Genomic DNA, 14188 nt, shown 5'->3' with positions numbered 1-14188 from the left:
GAATCTCCTCTAGAAAGAGTTGGATACGTAATGGGTAGTGGAGAATCGGTAATGGGTCATCGTTTCCCGATTACCGATTACCATTACCGATTGTGACTTTCTCCTTGGCGGTCATCGGGATTCACCGCCACTGCGGGATCGGGATCGGCACGGAGAGCCGAGTCAGGGCCAGCAGCCAAGACTGGATTTCGAGGCTCGTCAAAGGGCACCTCTACTTGAGTGCGGCGATCGCCCATCCCATAGTCATATGGCCCGGTGGCTAACACTGGGTCTTTTTCAAAGTTTTCCGGTGGCGGGGGCGAGGTTGTCATCCACTCTAGGGTCAGTCCTTGCCAGGGGTTATCAGGTGCCTTGGGACCCGCTATCCAACTCCAGCAGGCATTAACAATGAAAGGAATGGTGGAGACGGCGAGGATGTATGCCCCAATCGTGCAGATCACGTTGAGAGTGGTAAATTTCGGGTCATACGAAGCAATCCGTCGGTTCATCCCTTCTAGACCTAGCTTGTGCATCGGCAGGAATGCCATATTGAAGCCAACCAACATCAGGACAAAGTGAACTTTGCCCCAAGTTTCGTTCAGCATCCGCCCCGTCATCTTGGGGAACCAGTGATAGAATCCGGCATAAATGCCGAAAACACTGCCGCCAAAGAGGACGTAGTGCAGGTGAGCCACGACAAAGTAGGTGTCGTGAACGTGGATATCAAAGGGCACAGCTGCCACCATGACGCCACTGATGCCGCCGATGACAAACATGGAGATAAAGCCCATTGCGAACAGCATGGCGCTGTTCAGGCGCAGTTTGCCGCCCCAAATGGTTGCCAACCAGCTAAATACTTTGATCCCGGTAGGGACAGCAATCACCATTGTGGTGATCATGAAAAACATCCGCAACCAGGCAGGGGTGCCGCTGGTAAACATGTGGTGCGCCCAGACGATTAGCCCCAAAAAGCTGATTGCCAGACTGGAATAAGCGATCGCCTTATAACCAAAAATCGGCTTGCGGGCGTGAACCGGCAAAATTTCTGAGATCATCCCGAAGAAGGGGAGGATCATGATGTAAACCGCCGGGTGGGAGTAAAACCAGAATAGGTGTTGATACACGATGGGATCGCCCCCCCCGGTCGGGTTAAAGAAGGACGTACCCACCAGCAGGTCAAAGGATAGTAGAATCAGTGCCCCTGCTAAAACTGGCGTAGCGATAAGAGCCAATGCAGAAGTGGCGAGCATTGCCCAGCAGAACAAGGGCATTTGATTCCACCCCATCCCTGGCGTCCGCATCTTCCAGATGGTGACGAGAAAATTGATCGCTGCCAGGATCGAAGAGGTCCCCAGGATCAGGACGCTGAGAATCCAAATCGCTTCACCGGGTTTGCCACTAACAACGCTCAAGGGGGGATAAGAAGTCCAACCCGCACCGGGTGCCCCGACCAAGAAACTGCTCAACAACAGCAACCCAGCCGGTGGGATGATCCAGAAAGCGATCGCATTCAGTCTCGGAAACGCCATATCCCTTGCTCCAATCAGCAAGGGCACCAGGTAATTCCCAAAGCCGCCGGTTCCCGCAGGCACGATCCACAAGAAGATCATCACCGTCGCGTGAACCGTAAATAAGCTGTTGTAAACATCTGGGGCGACAAAATCGGACTCTGGGGTTGCCAGTTCCGTGCGAACGGCTGTTGCCAGGACTCCACCAATCAAATAAAAGATAAACGTCGTGACCAGGTATTGAATCCCAATCACTTTGTGGTCGGTACTAAAGCTAAAGTATTCTCGCCAATGCGTTACCTTCGGTTGTTCACCGTGGGCTGGTAGATTTGCTTTTTCTTGAAGCTCTACTTGTGTCATCTCAAATTCAGAAGTTAAGGGGGGTCAGAAGAGTTTTGAGTTTTGAATTTTGAGTTTTGAATTAAATAAAAGATTTTTACGAGAACTTTTTTAACTCACAACTCAACACTCAACACTCATCACTCTCTTACTCAGTGGTGGTGGAGAGGGTGTAGAGTTTCGGCATCGATCCCCATTTCACTGGCGTAGGGAGCCAAAAACTCAGCATCTGAGCGTTCTGCGGGGTTTACTGCCACCGCCCGATCGAGAGCCTCCGAACTGGCAACTTCTTGCTGCTCGGCAAGCCAATTCTGGAAATCTTCGGGGGTCTGAACAATGACCGTTGTCTTCATGACTCCATGATAAGCACCACAGAGTTCCGCACAAATGAGCGGATACTCACCGAGTCTGTTGGGTGTAAACCGCAGCTCAGTTTGGCGTCCTGGAACCGCATCCTGCTTGAGGCGAAACTCAGGCACCCAAAAAGCGTGTATAACATCATTTGCCGAGATGTTCAATTTCACTTCCCGTCCAAGCGGAAGATGCAATTCGCCCGCTGTCACATCGGTTCCGGGGTAGCTAAAAAGCCAAGCAAACTGTAGACCCGTAACATTCACATAAAATTCTGGATCTTGACCTTGCTTGTCAGGTGTGGGACCAATGCGACCGGAAGTTACGCCTACATCGGCTGAATCCCGCAGTTGAGGAAGCTCCTTGCGGACTTTTGCCGTAGCGGGGTCTTCTAAGACTTTATCTTGCAGCTGCTGATTGCGATTTTCAGTGTCCGTGGCGTTTTCAGCCTCTGTTAAGGTAGCTGCAATCGCCGCTCCAGGCATTTTGGCAACCTGCTGATGACTCGGAGCGTGAGCAACCGAATGATCCATCGGATTCAGTCCGCCGATTTGACCATAAACCTCAAAACTGTAGATCGAGATTCCCAGGACGATCACCGCTGGAATCGCCGTCCACAAAATTTCTAAGGGAACGTTGCCATGCACGGGTGGCCCGTCCGTATCATCGCCAGGACGTTGCCGAAATCTAATTGCCGCAATGATAATTATTCCCTGAACCAGCAGGAACAGACCTGTGGAAATGGTCATCATCGCGTTAAACAGCCTGTCGATTAGGGTTGCTTCCTCAGAGGCTGCTATCGGCAAAAGACCGTGGTTTTGACCGTACCACAGGCTGACAAGGGTCAGCACAATGCCAACCAGTAAAGTTAATATCGAGCTTGGGATTTTCACGGGCTTTGTCTTGGATTTGGTGCAATTCTAAACAAAACAGTGTGGGCTGATGCCCAGACCGATTTGGTCTATCTAGACTGCCTCGAAGTGAAGCTGCCTTTGTGTTCGATCTTAGGAAATCAGTAAGAGCCTCATTAACCACGGTAAGGCAGAGATCCCATAAAGGTGAGCCAATCTGAGTTATCTTTTGGAATTTTTTTGGGATCGCCGCCATTTTCAGGAAAGGTACCAGCAGACAAAGCCATTTCCGCTAGGATGAATCCTGGGAGGCGTCTCCCGCCCTGTCAGGGATTCGGGATTTAGAGCTAGAAGATTGCTTCTGGATTCTAGCGGTTTTCTCTTTGAATACCAGTATTCTTTTTTACAATGAAATACTTGATTTAGAAGAAATCTAAAAATTTTAGCCGCAGAGGTTATTGCATTGCCCTAATTCGCCTCAATTTCCGCAAAATCTCGGCAATTGGAAGAAATTCCTAAAGCGGTGGCTGATGATGCAACGGGGTCATTAGAGTGGTAGCTAGAGTCGGTCATCTTCCTCCATTCAGATGCTAGGTTGGAATTGAGCGGATACTCTGATTTGATTGGTGAAAAATTAGCTTTTTGAACGCTATGACAGAATCCGTCCTTCATCAGGATGTTCGCACTCCGGAGGATTCCCACCCAAGGGACAAGATCCGTCGCTTGGTGTTTCGGCTGGGCGTCGCTACGCTGGTTTTGATGGCGATTGGGAGTGCCACAAGAGTGATGAATGCTGGGCTGGCGTGCCCGGATTGGCCTCTATGCTACGGTCAACTGGTGCCTTCTTCGCAGATGAATCTTCAGGTGTTTCTGGAGTGGTTTCACAGGTTGGACGCGGCAGCAATTGGCTTCGGCGCGATCGCGCTAGCAGTTCTTTCCTGGTGGCATCAGCGATCGCTCCCCAAATGGCTGCCTTGGGCGTCCACCTTCGCACTCTTTTTAGTCGTATTTCAGGGCGTCTTGGGAGGGCTGACCGTAACGCACTTGCTGCGTTTTGATATTGTCACTGCTCACCTGGGAACCGCACTGTTGTTTTTCATCACCCTCCTGATAATTGGCGCGGCACTGTTGCCTTATCAAGGCACGGGCACGGTTGGAAAATTGCCGTGGGTGAGTTTAACGGCTGCAATTTTGGTCTATCTACAAAGCCTCCTAGGTGGATTAGTGGGTTCTCGCTGGGCGCTCCATCAGTGCTTTGGGGCGCAAGAGTTGTGTACGGTGATGAATAGCCACATTGCGGGTGTCGTTCCCCCAACTTTAGCGATCGTCGCTGTCGTGCTTTTGGCATGGCGCACACCCGCACTGCACCCGATGCTGCGCCGTCTGGCTAATCTGGGTGGTGGTTTACTGGTGTTACAAGTGATTCTCGGTGTGGCGACCTTCCGCTTGCACCTCCAAGTAGAACCACTGACCGTCGCTCACCAGGCAGTCGGAGCCGCCTTACTCGGAACGCTTGTTGCTTTTACTGTTTTGGCGTTGCGCGATCGCGCCAGTGTCATTCCCAACCCTTCCGTATAGCTCTTCATCAATCCGCACCCCTCAGGGTGGGACTCTACAAACAAAGCCTGCGCTCGTTTACCCTTGAGCGATCGCGTTGCGGCAGGCTAAGTAATTTAGGAAAAAATAAATAATGCAGGAAATGATAGTTGGAACCGATGTCTCCCGCAGACACCAAAACTTCCTAGAGGTCATTCAGAGTTACTACCAGCTGACAAAGCCCCGAATTATCCCGCTGCTGCTGATCACAACGGCGGCGAGTATGTGGATGGCATCAGATGGACAGGTAGATCCGCTGTTGTTATTGGTGACGATGGCGGGTGGGACTCTCGCTGCCGCATCTGCTCAAACCCTCAACTGCATCTACGATCGCGATATCGATTATGCAATGGAGCGTACCCGCCACCGCCCGATTCCTTCCGGTCGGGTACAGTCCCGCGATGCGCTAATTTTTGCAATTGTCCTGGCTTGTCTCTCTTTCACCTTACTAACCGTCTTCGCCAACCTGCTCAGTGCCCTCTTGGCAATGTCAGGCCTTGTCTTCTACATGGGCATCTACACCCACTTGCTAAAACGCCACACCACGCAAAACATCGTGATTGGCGGTGCCGCAGGAGCGATCCCGGCGCTAGTCGGTTGGGCAGCTGTTACCGGCACCTTAAGCTGGGCAGCTTGGCTGCTTTTTGCCATTGTGTTTGTGTGGACACCTCCCCATTTCTGGGCGTTAGCTTTAATGATTCGAGATGACTACGCCAAAGTCGGCATTCCGATGCTGCCAGTGGTTGAAGGGGAAGTGGTCACGACTCGGCAAATTTGGCTTTACACCCTGATTATGGTACCGATGACGTTGCTGCTGGTTTATCCTTTGGGCGCGTCTGGTATCGTTTATGGGATGGTTGCCTCAATCCTGGGGAGTCTCTTTATTAAGAAAGCATGGCAGATGTTGCAGTCACCTGGAGATAAACAGGTAGCGCGATCGCTTTTTAAATACTCTATCCTCTACATGATGCTGCTCTGCACCGGCATTGTCGTCGATAGTTTACCAGTGACGCATCAATTCACCGCATTTGTTGGCGAACATCTCCAGACTTTAATTAGCGCGATCGCAATTTTGCAATGATCCGGCGATTAGAAATCGCGTCCAAACAAAAAAACCCGCCTTGGCGGGTTTTTTGCGTTAAAAGCGATCGCGTTTTGGCAAGGAACTCTCAAGAGGCACTCAAGGCTAAACTAGGAAACATAAAGTAAGGAAGGGTATGAATTATTCCTACATCAGCACAGCTATTGACTTGCTTCATCCTGAGTTCTTGGGCAACGAAGATGTATTTGCCTATTTATATAGTTCGCATAGATGAACCTACAGGAGGAGTATTCTTCCTAGCTGGAGAAGAAACCGAAATTTTGATTTTCCGCAATGGAAGCTGGAGGTATTTATGATAAAACCTAATTTTGAGGCAATGAGTCGCAAAGAACTACTAGCCTACATACAAGAACATCGAGACGACGATGAAGCCTTCCGTATTTACATGGATAGGGTGACGGCTGAACCTGCTACAGAAATATATCCGGCACCGCAATCAATTGACGATCTTAAACATTTTCCTGAGTTGCTAGAAAAACATCGCGCCCGACGAAAAGAGGATTTGTAGTAGTAAAGTTTGAGGGCGATCGCATTCCTATCAACAATTCGCGCGATCGCATTCATTGAATATGACAGTCGTAGGATTTAGGAAGGCGCTCACCAAGTTACAAATGCTAGCAACCCTAGAGTTTCCTGTAATGTATTTTAAGTGTTGAATTCTAGAATTACTAAATTTTATAGTCCACAAGCCTCGATGCGCGAGAACAGACAACCCCCCAAAACTAAATCCCATACAAACAACCGCCAACCTCGCTCAGTCACACCTGCTTGAACACGCGACACTCGCGCGGGAAAATGTCCAACGGGGGCATTTGAGGTGAAAGTAAGACCAGAATAGTATTGCCCTTTGTTATTTACATACCATCCGACGCGATCGCCAAACTTATACCAGGCTTGGTAATCGTAGTAATCACAGACGCCGCTTTGGCTTCCCTGCTCTATCCAAATGCGCTTCTGTACGCTAAAACCGAAGCGTCCTTGGCTGTACTTTACCCACAGATGATCAATTATGCACAAATCTTCACAGGGGAAGGTCTCGATGTTTTCTTCTGTAAGATCGTCTCTTACTGTCTTTCCTCTTACCTGTATCATCTTAGTTAGCGTTTCCCAATCAGCTTCTTTCCAGTTGCCAGTTATAAGTAGCTTTTCTAGATGCCGGTAATCAACTCCTCTAGATGAAATAAGCTGGATGGAAGGTAGAGGGAAATTGTGAGTGTGGAGTGCTAAGTGTTGACTTGAAAAAGCTGACGGCTGAGTCCTCAAAGATGAGGGCTGTGGTTTCAGAGTTTGTAGCACTTCATCAGCACATTTATAGCGATTCTTCACATAGTCTTGGAGCAGTTTATCTAATACTTGCTGTATTTGAGAACTAATGGTTGTAGCAAGTGGCAGATGGTCTATCCATATCCAACGACCATTCAGAGCATCATAAATATCATCAGAACCATCTTCCTTTGGCAAACATTGAGTTAGTAGCCGAACGCAAGTTACGCCCAAGCTGTAGAGATCGCTAGCTGGGTAAACTTGACCACGCATTTGTTCTATGGGTACATAGCCAAGTGTCCCCACTGTTGTACCAACTCGACTGAGAAGCGTTCCCGTTACCTGTTTGGAGACACCAAAATCAATCAGCATCAACTTGCCATCCTTGCGGCGGCGCATAATATTTTCTGGCTTAATATCCCGGTGAATTACACCGCGTTCGTGTACAAACTTGAGGAGTGGCAACAAATCGACTAAAAGTTGTTTTATCTTTTCTTCGCTAAAAGCTCCCTGCTGGGTCAATTCTTGTAATAAATTCTGCCCCTCAATAAACTCTTGCACCAAATACAGGCGCTTATCCTGTTCAAAATAGGCAACTAATCGGGGAATTTGGGGATGTTCTCCCAAGTCATACAGTCGCTTCGCTTCTTGCTTAAATAGTTCCGTCGCTTTCTCAAGTGCTGCCGTTCCCTGCACTTGTGGAACAAATTGCTTAATGACGCAAGAATCGTCCATTCTATCTGCATCCATAGCTTCATAAGTTCTGCCAAAACCACCTTCACCCAAGAGTCGAATTACTCGATAGCGGTTGCGAAATAATGCTGAGAGTGCTTGCGAACCACAGCTTTGGCAAAACTTATTCCTATCGGGATTGAAGGGATGTGGACAAGTGGGAATGGAACAATAGAGCATATCTGGGAAGGCTTCAGCAGATTGTGTCTAGATTCAGTCTTCCCGAAAAACTGGTAAATATTGAGCCTCAATCCAACAACTCATCCACCGCCACACTAAATCCCTGCGATACCACTTCTGGGACAACAGCAGTAGTTACCATAGCCATCCACTCATCTTTACAGAATGCTCGGAGTTTGGGTTTGAGGCAATGGTAGCGCGATCGCTTATCCGTATAATTGTCTGGCGCTGTATCGTCCTGAGATGGTACGGACTTTTCGCCTTTCAAAGGATGAATTCAGTACGGTGGGAGTATAAATCCTGATGAGGGATTGAAATACAATAGAAACAAAGAGTGTTTAGATTTGTTAATTTGGGACATCTATGGCTCCCGCTGTTTTAATCGAAAAGCTTCAGAAACGCTACGGCTCAGTAGAAGCCGTTAAAAATGTTTCCTTTCAGGTAGAACCTGGTGAAATTTTTGGTCTATTGGGGCCGAATGGTGCCGGGAAAACGACAACTCTGCGGGTCTTGTGTACCCTGACAAAACCCGATGCTGGCAAAATTGAAGTTTCTGGCATCTCCGTTGTAGATAACCCCAGAGGGGCACGGCAACGCTTGGGCTATGTAGCTCAGGAGGTCGCCTTAGATAAGGTGCTGACGGGGCGGGAACTCCTGCAACTACAAGCCGCGCTGTATCACCTCCCCGGTGCTGTGGCGAAACAGAGAATTGAGGCGGTGCTGAGCGTCTTGGGATTGCAAGAATACGCTGATAAAAAAACTGGCACCTACTCTGGCGGTTTACGCAAGCGCCTCGACTTAGCCGCTGGGTTGCTGCATCAGCCAGATGTCTTAGTTCTGGATGAACCAACCGTAGGGCTAGATATTGAAAGCCGTGTAGTCGTGTGGGATTTCTTGCGCCAGTTGCGAGCATCCGGGACAACGGTGCTGATTACCAGCCACTATTTAGAAGAAATTGATGCTTTAGCCGACCGAGTGGCGATTATCGACCGAGGGGTGGTAATTGCCTCTGGGACGCCTTCTGAGTTGAAGGATCGGGTGGGAGGCGATCGCATCACCCTGCGTATCCGCGAATTTTCTCCTATTGAGGAAGCAGAGAAAGCGAAAAATATGCTGCAATCTCTGCCCTTTGTCCAAGAAGCGATCATCAATAGCGCTCAGGGGAATTCGCTCAATTTAGTAGTCACGCCCCAAAGCGACGCGCTGATGACCATACAGCAATCTCTCCAAGCCGCTAATTTACCGATTTTTGGCATTGCACAAGCTAGACCTAGCTTAGATGATGTTTATCTCGCCGCTACGGGGAGAACCCTGATGGATGCAGAACTTGCAGCAGCCGGTAGCCGCGATCCGAAGGCAGAGAAAAAGCAGAATATGCGGTAGAGCGAGCTTTTACACCACCAAGCCACCAAAATCCAACATCCAACATCTGAAATTGATATGAGCAGTACGATAACGCCTCCTAAACCTGATATCCGGTTGCAGCCAGAGGCAGCTGGTAAATCTACTGCCGGTGCTGCATCCAGCCTCGTCAGTGACTTTATTCAAGAAACTCTGGCTTTAACGAAGCGCTTATTCATTCAATTGCAACGGCGTCCCTCGACTCTTGTGGCGGGAATCATCCAGCCTTTGATGTGGTTGGTTCTATTCGGGGCGCTATTTCAAAATGCTCCTCAAGGCATTTTTGGCAATGATTTGAGCTACGGGCAATTTCTCGGTGCCGGGGTGATTGTTTTTACCGCCTTTGCCGGGGCACTGAATGCTGGATTGCCGGTGATGTTTGACCGGGAATTTGGCTTTCTCAACCGCTTATTAGTCGCTCCTCTGGCATCCCGATTTTCGATTGTTGCTGCCTCAGCTATCTATATTGTGACGTTGAGCTTAATCCAAGCGGCAGTGATTGTTGCAGCCAGCGCTTTTCTGGGAGCCGGTTTACCTAATCTTTTAGGCTTGGGCGCGATCGCGTTGATTGTTCTGTTGCTGGTTCTGGGTGTCACCGCTTTGAGTTTGGGTTTAGCTTTCGCTTTGCCCGGTCACGTCGAGCTGATTGCTGTAATTTTTGTTACTAACCTGCCTTTACTGTTTGCCAGCACAGCCCTCGCCCCTTTATCCTTCATGCCCAATTGGTTGCAGGTTGTTGCAACTCTCAATCCCCTCAGCTATGCGATTGAGCCAATTCGTTATCTGTATCTCCACAGTGATTGGGCACTCAGTAGCGTGGTAATGCAAGCTCCTTGGGGCACTGTAACTTTTGGCACTGCCATATTGGTGCTTCTCGGTTTTGATGCAGTAATATTATTAACAATTCAACCCCTGCTGCGTCGTCGGTTTGCTTAAGAATCGTCTTGAGTAATGAGTACCAAGTCTTGAGTGAGTTTTGAGTTATAAAGTTGAACATAGAGATCAATTTTTTCGTCTTTATTCAAAACTCAAAACTCACAACTTTCGTAGCGTGTTTCGCCCCAAATTGTCATGAATAAAAAAACTAAACTGGTTCTCGGTGTTCTGGCTGGCATGGGATTCGCCTCCTGCTTGCTGCCTCAATTGACTCTGGCTCAATCAACCCTGTCGCAACCAGGAGCGGTCAGTCCCGCAGACACTTTCCAAGAGCAAAATACAGACCCATTTTCTCGGACGAATAACGGCGGTGCGTCTGGTGTCTTTGACTTGATGCATCGAGCCACCTTGGGCAACATTCGCAGTATGGACGAGTTTAATACTGACCAGAAGAACAATCTGAATACTGCCGCCGATCAGTTCCGGCGTCAACAACTACAACTTCTTGGTACTCCAAATCAGGCAGCACCTGTAGCACCTGTCACTCCAGCAAACTCAGTTACCCCTGCATCTTCGACGCCATAACTAATCAGTATTCAAATAGTCCTGTGATGGAGAAGCCCGGTTTCCTTAAGGAAATCGGGCTTCTCGGATTATTTCTAAAGACTAAAGTCGTCGGCTCAAGAAGCTAGTGCCGCTAAGATATCCTGAGCATGACTACCCGTGTTAACGCTGGAATCAACGTGAACGATCATGCCAGTACCACCAATCACGTAGGTTACGCGCTGGGCATAACCGCTACTTCCTTCAACGTCATAAGCTTTGATAATGCTACCATCGACATCTGCCAGTAGGGGAAAAGGCAAATTGAACTTCTCGGTGAATTTCTGGTGAGACGCTTCATCATCCTTGCTAACGCCTAAGACTACAATATCTTTGCCTTGATAGTCTGCATAGGCATCTCGAAAGCTACAAGCTTGTTTGGTACAGCCGGGTGTATCATCCTTGGGATAAAAATACAAAATCACAGTTTTTCCTGCCAAATCAGACAATGAGACAGTGTTCCCATTGGTATCTTTGGCGGTGAAAGCGGGTGCCGTTGTACCGACTGCTAGAGCCATAAATTTTATTTCCTGCTCAGTTATGATTGTTTGGTGAAAATCAAATTTTACAATATTTTAAAATTCCGCTTGGGCTAAGCTAAGGTGGATGACGGCAGTCAGTCTCCTAACGAGACGCGCCGGAGAGCGTCTACAGCTAAAACCATAAAGCTTGTGGGTGCGATCGCTAAAAGTCGGTTAATAAATAATCGATATTGACTAGATGGCAATTTTTAATCCTCTGCTGTTTCCTGACATTAGATGAAGAGATGAATTCTGTTGAGGCAAAAAACTCCCAGTCGATTCAATATTCCCCTGGCAGTGTATCCCGTGCCGAACGAGCGATGCGCTGTTCGCCCTTCCTCCTGCCTTTGTTTGCAGCGATGCGCTCAACCAGCGTTCCCCTGCAAGCGATCGCGGGTGCTTCAGGTGTCCAACACCAGTACACCCGCCATCCTGTGCGGGAACTAGGCGCAGAAAGTTCACTGTTGTGGCTGATTCAGGTAGGCATTCTGCGGCGAGAGGTGGATGGTCAAGGAATCACCGATAGTTTTCGCCTCACACCCTTGGGACGCCAATTGGTTGAAAAATGGGAACTTCAGGGTGGTTCGTGGCCTGCCCCCTCTTTTAGCGATCGCTTCTATAATGCCTTAAATCGTTGGTTCCGGTTGTTTTGAGGACTGAGGACTGAGGACTGAGGACTGAGGACTGAGGACTGAGGACTGAGGACTGAGGACTGAGGACTGAGGACTGAGGACTGAGGACTGAGTAAGAATTTTTCCCTGCCCCCCTGTTTTGTGCCTTTCGCCTGCTTGCCTGCTTGCCTGCTCTTCCCTATAACCCCAAACTATTAAAATGAAAGCGATTATGGTCGTGGGAACCACATCCCACGCAGGAAAATCTCTACTAACCGCAGCACTTTGCCGGATTCTATCTCGGCGCGGCTGGCGAGTATCTCCCTTTAAAGCGCAGAATATGGCGCTGAATGCTTACGTAACGCCCACTGGAGGAGAAATTGGTTATGCCCAGGCAGTCCAAGCTTGGGCTGCGGGAGTCACGCCCTGGGTGGAGATGAACCCAATTTTACTCAAGCCCCAAGGGGACATGACTTCCCAGGTGATTATCAAGGGCAGATCCGTCGGGCAAGTCGGTGCTGCGGAGTACTACGAGCAGTATTTTGATATAGGTTGGCAGGCAATTGAAGAATCGCTGCAACGTCTTTCCGAAGAATTTGACTTACTGGTCTGTGAGGGAGCGGGTAGCCCAGCGGAGATTAACCTTAAGCACCGCGACATGGCGAATATGCGGGTAGCGAAGCATTTAAATGCCTCAACCTTGCTGGTCGTGGATATCGACCGGGGGGGCGCTTTTGCCCATGTAGTGGGTACTCTGGAGTTGCTGGAGAAGGAAGAACGGGCGCTGATTAAGGGGATTGTCATTAATAAATTCCGAGGACAGCGATCGCTCTTAGACTCCGGCATCACCTGGCTAGAAGAACGCACCGGCATTCCCGTTGCAGGTGTCATTCCCTGGATCGATCAAGCTTTGCCCGCCGAAGATTCCCTAGATTTGTTTGAGCGTCGCACGACCAAATCTCACAGCGATCTCACCATTGCCATCATCCGCCTTCCCCGGATTTCTAACTTCACCGATTTTGACCCCCTAGAAGCAGAATCCAGCGTTACGGTGAAATACATTAGCCCCAGAGAACCCTTGGGACATCCGGATGCCGTGATTATTCCAGGTTCCAAAACCACCATCGCTGACTTGATGCTGCTGCAAAAAACCGGCATGGCGCAGGCAATTCAAAATTACGCGGCAGCAGGCGGGACTATTCTGGGAATCTGCGGCGGTTTCCAGATGCTAGGCAAATTTTTAGCCGATCCTGAAGGAATTGAAGGTGAAACCGGACGTTACAAAGGTCTGGAACTGTTACCCGTAAAAACCGTAATTACCGCCCAAAAAATTGCCCGCCAACGACTCGTAACGTCTAACTATCCTCAAACTGGTTTACCCGTCGCCGGTTATGAAATCCATCAAGGGCGCACGCGGCTGTTGGATTCAGAGGAAGGAATGGGGGCATCCGGACACGCACCCAAGCAATACTCCTACAAAACCCTATTTGACGATCCGAGTTTAGGGATTGTCGATGCTACTCAATCAGTTGTGGGCACTTATCTCCACGGTCTTTTTGATAATGGCCCTTGGCGAAGAGCCTGGTTAAATCACCTACGGCAGCAACGGGGACTTCCATCTCTCCCCACAGGCGTCGCCAACTACCGCGAACACCGAGAAACCATTCTGGATTCGCTGGCAGATACGGTGGAAGCTCACCTAGATTTAAACCCTATTTTGTCTTAAAGCATGGGTAATGGGTCATTGCTTTTCACCCATTACCCATTAGCAAATACCCATTACCCATTACCAACTACTGATGAGCGTAAGTGTACTTTTTTTACCTGACGAGATTGCGGTTGACGCTGAGGTAGGAGAAGCGTTATTACAGGTAGCAGAACGGGCTGGGGTGTTCATTCCCACCGGGTGCCTGATGGGTTCGTGTCACGCCTGCGAAGTGGAGGTAGCGGACGGACATACCATCTGTGCTTGTATCACAGCAGTACCGGCAGGGTGCGAACAATTAACAATCAATCTCTACGTTGACCCCGCCTGGTAGCAAACTACACACAGGGTTGGGCCGTTAATGGAATATTTGCTTTACGGATTAGCAGTCTATGGGTTGCTAGTAGCGTGCCGCTACTTGATTTTTTTTCAGCGACTTTTAGGCTTGACTCTACAGTAGACCTCTTGCACGAATCAGCTAACCAGAGCTAGCTCAAAGTTGATGATGCCTGCGAGTAGATGCACTCGGCGCGTAAAGTGCCGCCGTCGATTCCGATAGCGCTCAGCCAA

At 49.2% G+C, this 14188-nt stretch carries 14 protein-coding genes; 9 read left to right on the top strand and 5 right to left on the bottom strand.

Annotated elements, in window-relative coordinates; genetic code table 11:
- Positions 1–83: 83 nt before the first annotated feature.
- Both ctaD and NC996_RS15650 read right to left on the bottom strand, forming a co-directional pair.
- A complete protein-coding gene (gene ctaD / locus NC996_RS15655; protein WP_190410977.1) occupies positions 84–1847 on the bottom strand; it encodes a cytochrome c oxidase subunit I in 1764 nt (587 codons plus the stop codon).
- 131 nt (positions 1848–1978) lie between these two features.
- Positions 1979–3070, bottom strand: a complete 1092-nt coding sequence (locus NC996_RS15650; protein ID WP_190430223.1) for a cytochrome c oxidase subunit II — start codon at positions 3068–3070, stop codon at positions 1979–1981.
- 609 nt (positions 3071–3679) lie between these two features.
- On the opposite strand from NC996_RS15650, the gene NC996_RS15645 reads away from it, so the two are divergent.
- The 3 genes from NC996_RS15645 (at position 3680) to NC996_RS15635 (ending at position 6234) form a co-directional block, all read left to right on the top strand.
- Positions 3680–4606: a heme A synthase gene (locus tag NC996_RS15645; RefSeq protein ID WP_190684006.1), complete on the top strand. Its 927-nt coding sequence runs from the start codon at positions 3680–3682 to the stop codon at positions 4604–4606.
- 112 nt (positions 4607–4718) lie between these two features.
- Positions 4719–5705, top strand: coding sequence for a heme o synthase (locus NC996_RS15640; RefSeq protein ID WP_190684003.1), 987 nt, complete (start codon positions 4719–4721; stop codon positions 5703–5705).
- A gap of 313 nt (positions 5706–6018) precedes the next feature.
- On the top strand, positions 6019–6234 hold the full coding sequence (locus tag NC996_RS15635; RefSeq protein WP_190410974.1) for a hypothetical protein: 216 nt from the start codon (positions 6019–6021) through the stop codon (positions 6232–6234).
- A gap of 167 nt (positions 6235–6401) precedes the next feature.
- Here the strand turns inward: NC996_RS15635 and NC996_RS15630 are convergent, their stop codons facing one another.
- The gene (locus NC996_RS15630; protein WP_190684001.1) at positions 6402–7901 is read right to left on the bottom strand and encodes a serine/threonine-protein kinase; all 1500 of its coding nucleotides are present in this window, start codon (positions 7899–7901) and stop codon (positions 6402–6404) included.
- Between the two features lie 67 nt (positions 7902–7968).
- Positions 7969–8169, bottom strand: a complete 201-nt coding sequence (locus NC996_RS15625; protein ID WP_190410972.1) for a hypothetical protein — start codon at positions 8167–8169, stop codon at positions 7969–7971.
- A gap of 95 nt (positions 8170–8264) precedes the next feature.
- On the opposite strand from NC996_RS15625, the gene NC996_RS15620 reads away from it, so the two are divergent.
- The 3 genes from NC996_RS15620 (at position 8265) to NC996_RS15610 (ending at position 10763) form a co-directional block, all read left to right on the top strand.
- The gene (locus tag NC996_RS15620) at positions 8265–9284 is read left to right on the top strand and encodes an ATP-binding cassette domain-containing protein (protein WP_190683998.1); all 1020 of its coding nucleotides are present in this window, start codon (positions 8265–8267) and stop codon (positions 9282–9284) included.
- Positions 9285–9341: 57 nt separating this feature from the next.
- A complete protein-coding gene (locus NC996_RS15615; protein ID WP_190666846.1) occupies positions 9342–10238 on the top strand; it encodes an ABC transporter permease in 897 nt (298 codons plus the stop codon).
- 135 nt (positions 10239–10373) lie between these two features.
- Positions 10374–10763 (top strand): hypothetical protein, encoded by a 390-nt coding sequence (locus tag NC996_RS15610; protein ID WP_190666844.1) that lies wholly within the window; start codon positions 10374–10376, stop codon positions 10761–10763.
- Between the two features lie 95 nt (positions 10764–10858).
- On the opposite strand, the gene NC996_RS15605 is transcribed toward NC996_RS15610, so the two are convergent.
- A complete protein-coding gene (locus tag NC996_RS15605; protein ID WP_190666842.1) occupies positions 10859–11299 on the bottom strand; it encodes a peroxiredoxin in 441 nt (146 codons plus the stop codon).
- A 248-nt stretch (positions 11300–11547) separates the two neighbouring features.
- On the opposite strand from NC996_RS15605, the gene NC996_RS15600 reads away from it, so the two are divergent.
- The 3 genes from NC996_RS15600 to NC996_RS15590 all read left to right on the top strand — a co-directional run bounded on the left by NC996_RS15600 (position 11548) and on the right by NC996_RS15590 (position 13952).
- Positions 11548–11955, top strand: coding sequence for an Npun_F0494 family protein (locus NC996_RS15600; RefSeq protein ID WP_190666840.1), 408 nt, complete (start codon positions 11548–11550; stop codon positions 11953–11955).
- A gap of 178 nt (positions 11956–12133) precedes the next feature.
- Positions 12134–13639 carry a cobyric acid synthase CobQ gene (gene cobQ, locus NC996_RS15595; RefSeq protein ID WP_190410966.1) on the top strand — a complete coding sequence of 502 codons (1506 nt, stop codon included), beginning with the start codon at positions 12134–12136 and terminating at the stop codon, positions 13637–13639.
- A 73-nt stretch (positions 13640–13712) separates the two neighbouring features.
- Positions 13713–13952, top strand: coding sequence for a 2Fe-2S iron-sulfur cluster-binding protein (locus NC996_RS15590; RefSeq protein WP_190410965.1), 240 nt, complete (start codon positions 13713–13715; stop codon positions 13950–13952).
- Positions 13953–14188 lie beyond the last annotated feature (236 nt).

This window comes from Trichocoleus sp. ST-U2 (genome assembly GCF_039961875.1).
Classification (GTDB): Bacteria; Cyanobacteriota; Cyanobacteriia; order Cyanobacteriales; family FACHB-T130; genus FACHB-T130.
Note: the sequence above shows the minus strand (reverse complement) of the source record. Positions and strands in the feature narration are given on the sequence as shown.

Coding starts and splice junctions, on each gene's coding strand:
- ctaD (WP_190410977.1), bottom strand. CDS start 1,847: ATGACACAAGTAGAGCTTCAAGAAAAAGCAAATCTACCAGCCCACGGT.
- NC996_RS15645 (WP_190684006.1), top strand. CDS start 3,680: ATGACAGAATCCGTCCTTCATCAGGATGTTCGCACTCCGGAGGATTCC.
- NC996_RS15640 (WP_190684003.1), top strand. CDS start 4,719: ATGCAGGAAATGATAGTTGGAACCGATGTCTCCCGCAGACACCAAAAC.
- NC996_RS15635 (WP_190410974.1), top strand. CDS start 6,019: ATGATAAAACCTAATTTTGAGGCAATGAGTCGCAAAGAACTACTAGCC.
- NC996_RS15630 (WP_190684001.1), bottom strand. CDS start 7,901: ATGCTCTATTGTTCCATTCCCACTTGTCCACATCCCTTCAATCCCGAT.
- NC996_RS15620 (WP_190683998.1), top strand. CDS start 8,265: ATGGCTCCCGCTGTTTTAATCGAAAAGCTTCAGAAACGCTACGGCTCA.
- NC996_RS15615 (WP_190666846.1), top strand. CDS start 9,342: ATGAGCAGTACGATAACGCCTCCTAAACCTGATATCCGGTTGCAGCCA.
- NC996_RS15610 (WP_190666844.1), top strand. CDS start 10,374: ATGAATAAAAAAACTAAACTGGTTCTCGGTGTTCTGGCTGGCATGGGA.
- NC996_RS15605 (WP_190666842.1), bottom strand. CDS start 11,299: ATGGCTCTAGCAGTCGGTACAACGGCACCCGCTTTCACCGCCAAAGAT.
- NC996_RS15600 (WP_190666840.1), top strand. CDS start 11,548: ATGAATTCTGTTGAGGCAAAAAACTCCCAGTCGATTCAATATTCCCCT.
- cobQ (WP_190410966.1), top strand. CDS start 12,134: ATGAAAGCGATTATGGTCGTGGGAACCACATCCCACGCAGGAAAATCT.
- NC996_RS15590 (WP_190410965.1), top strand. CDS start 13,713: ATGAGCGTAAGTGTACTTTTTTTACCTGACGAGATTGCGGTTGACGCT.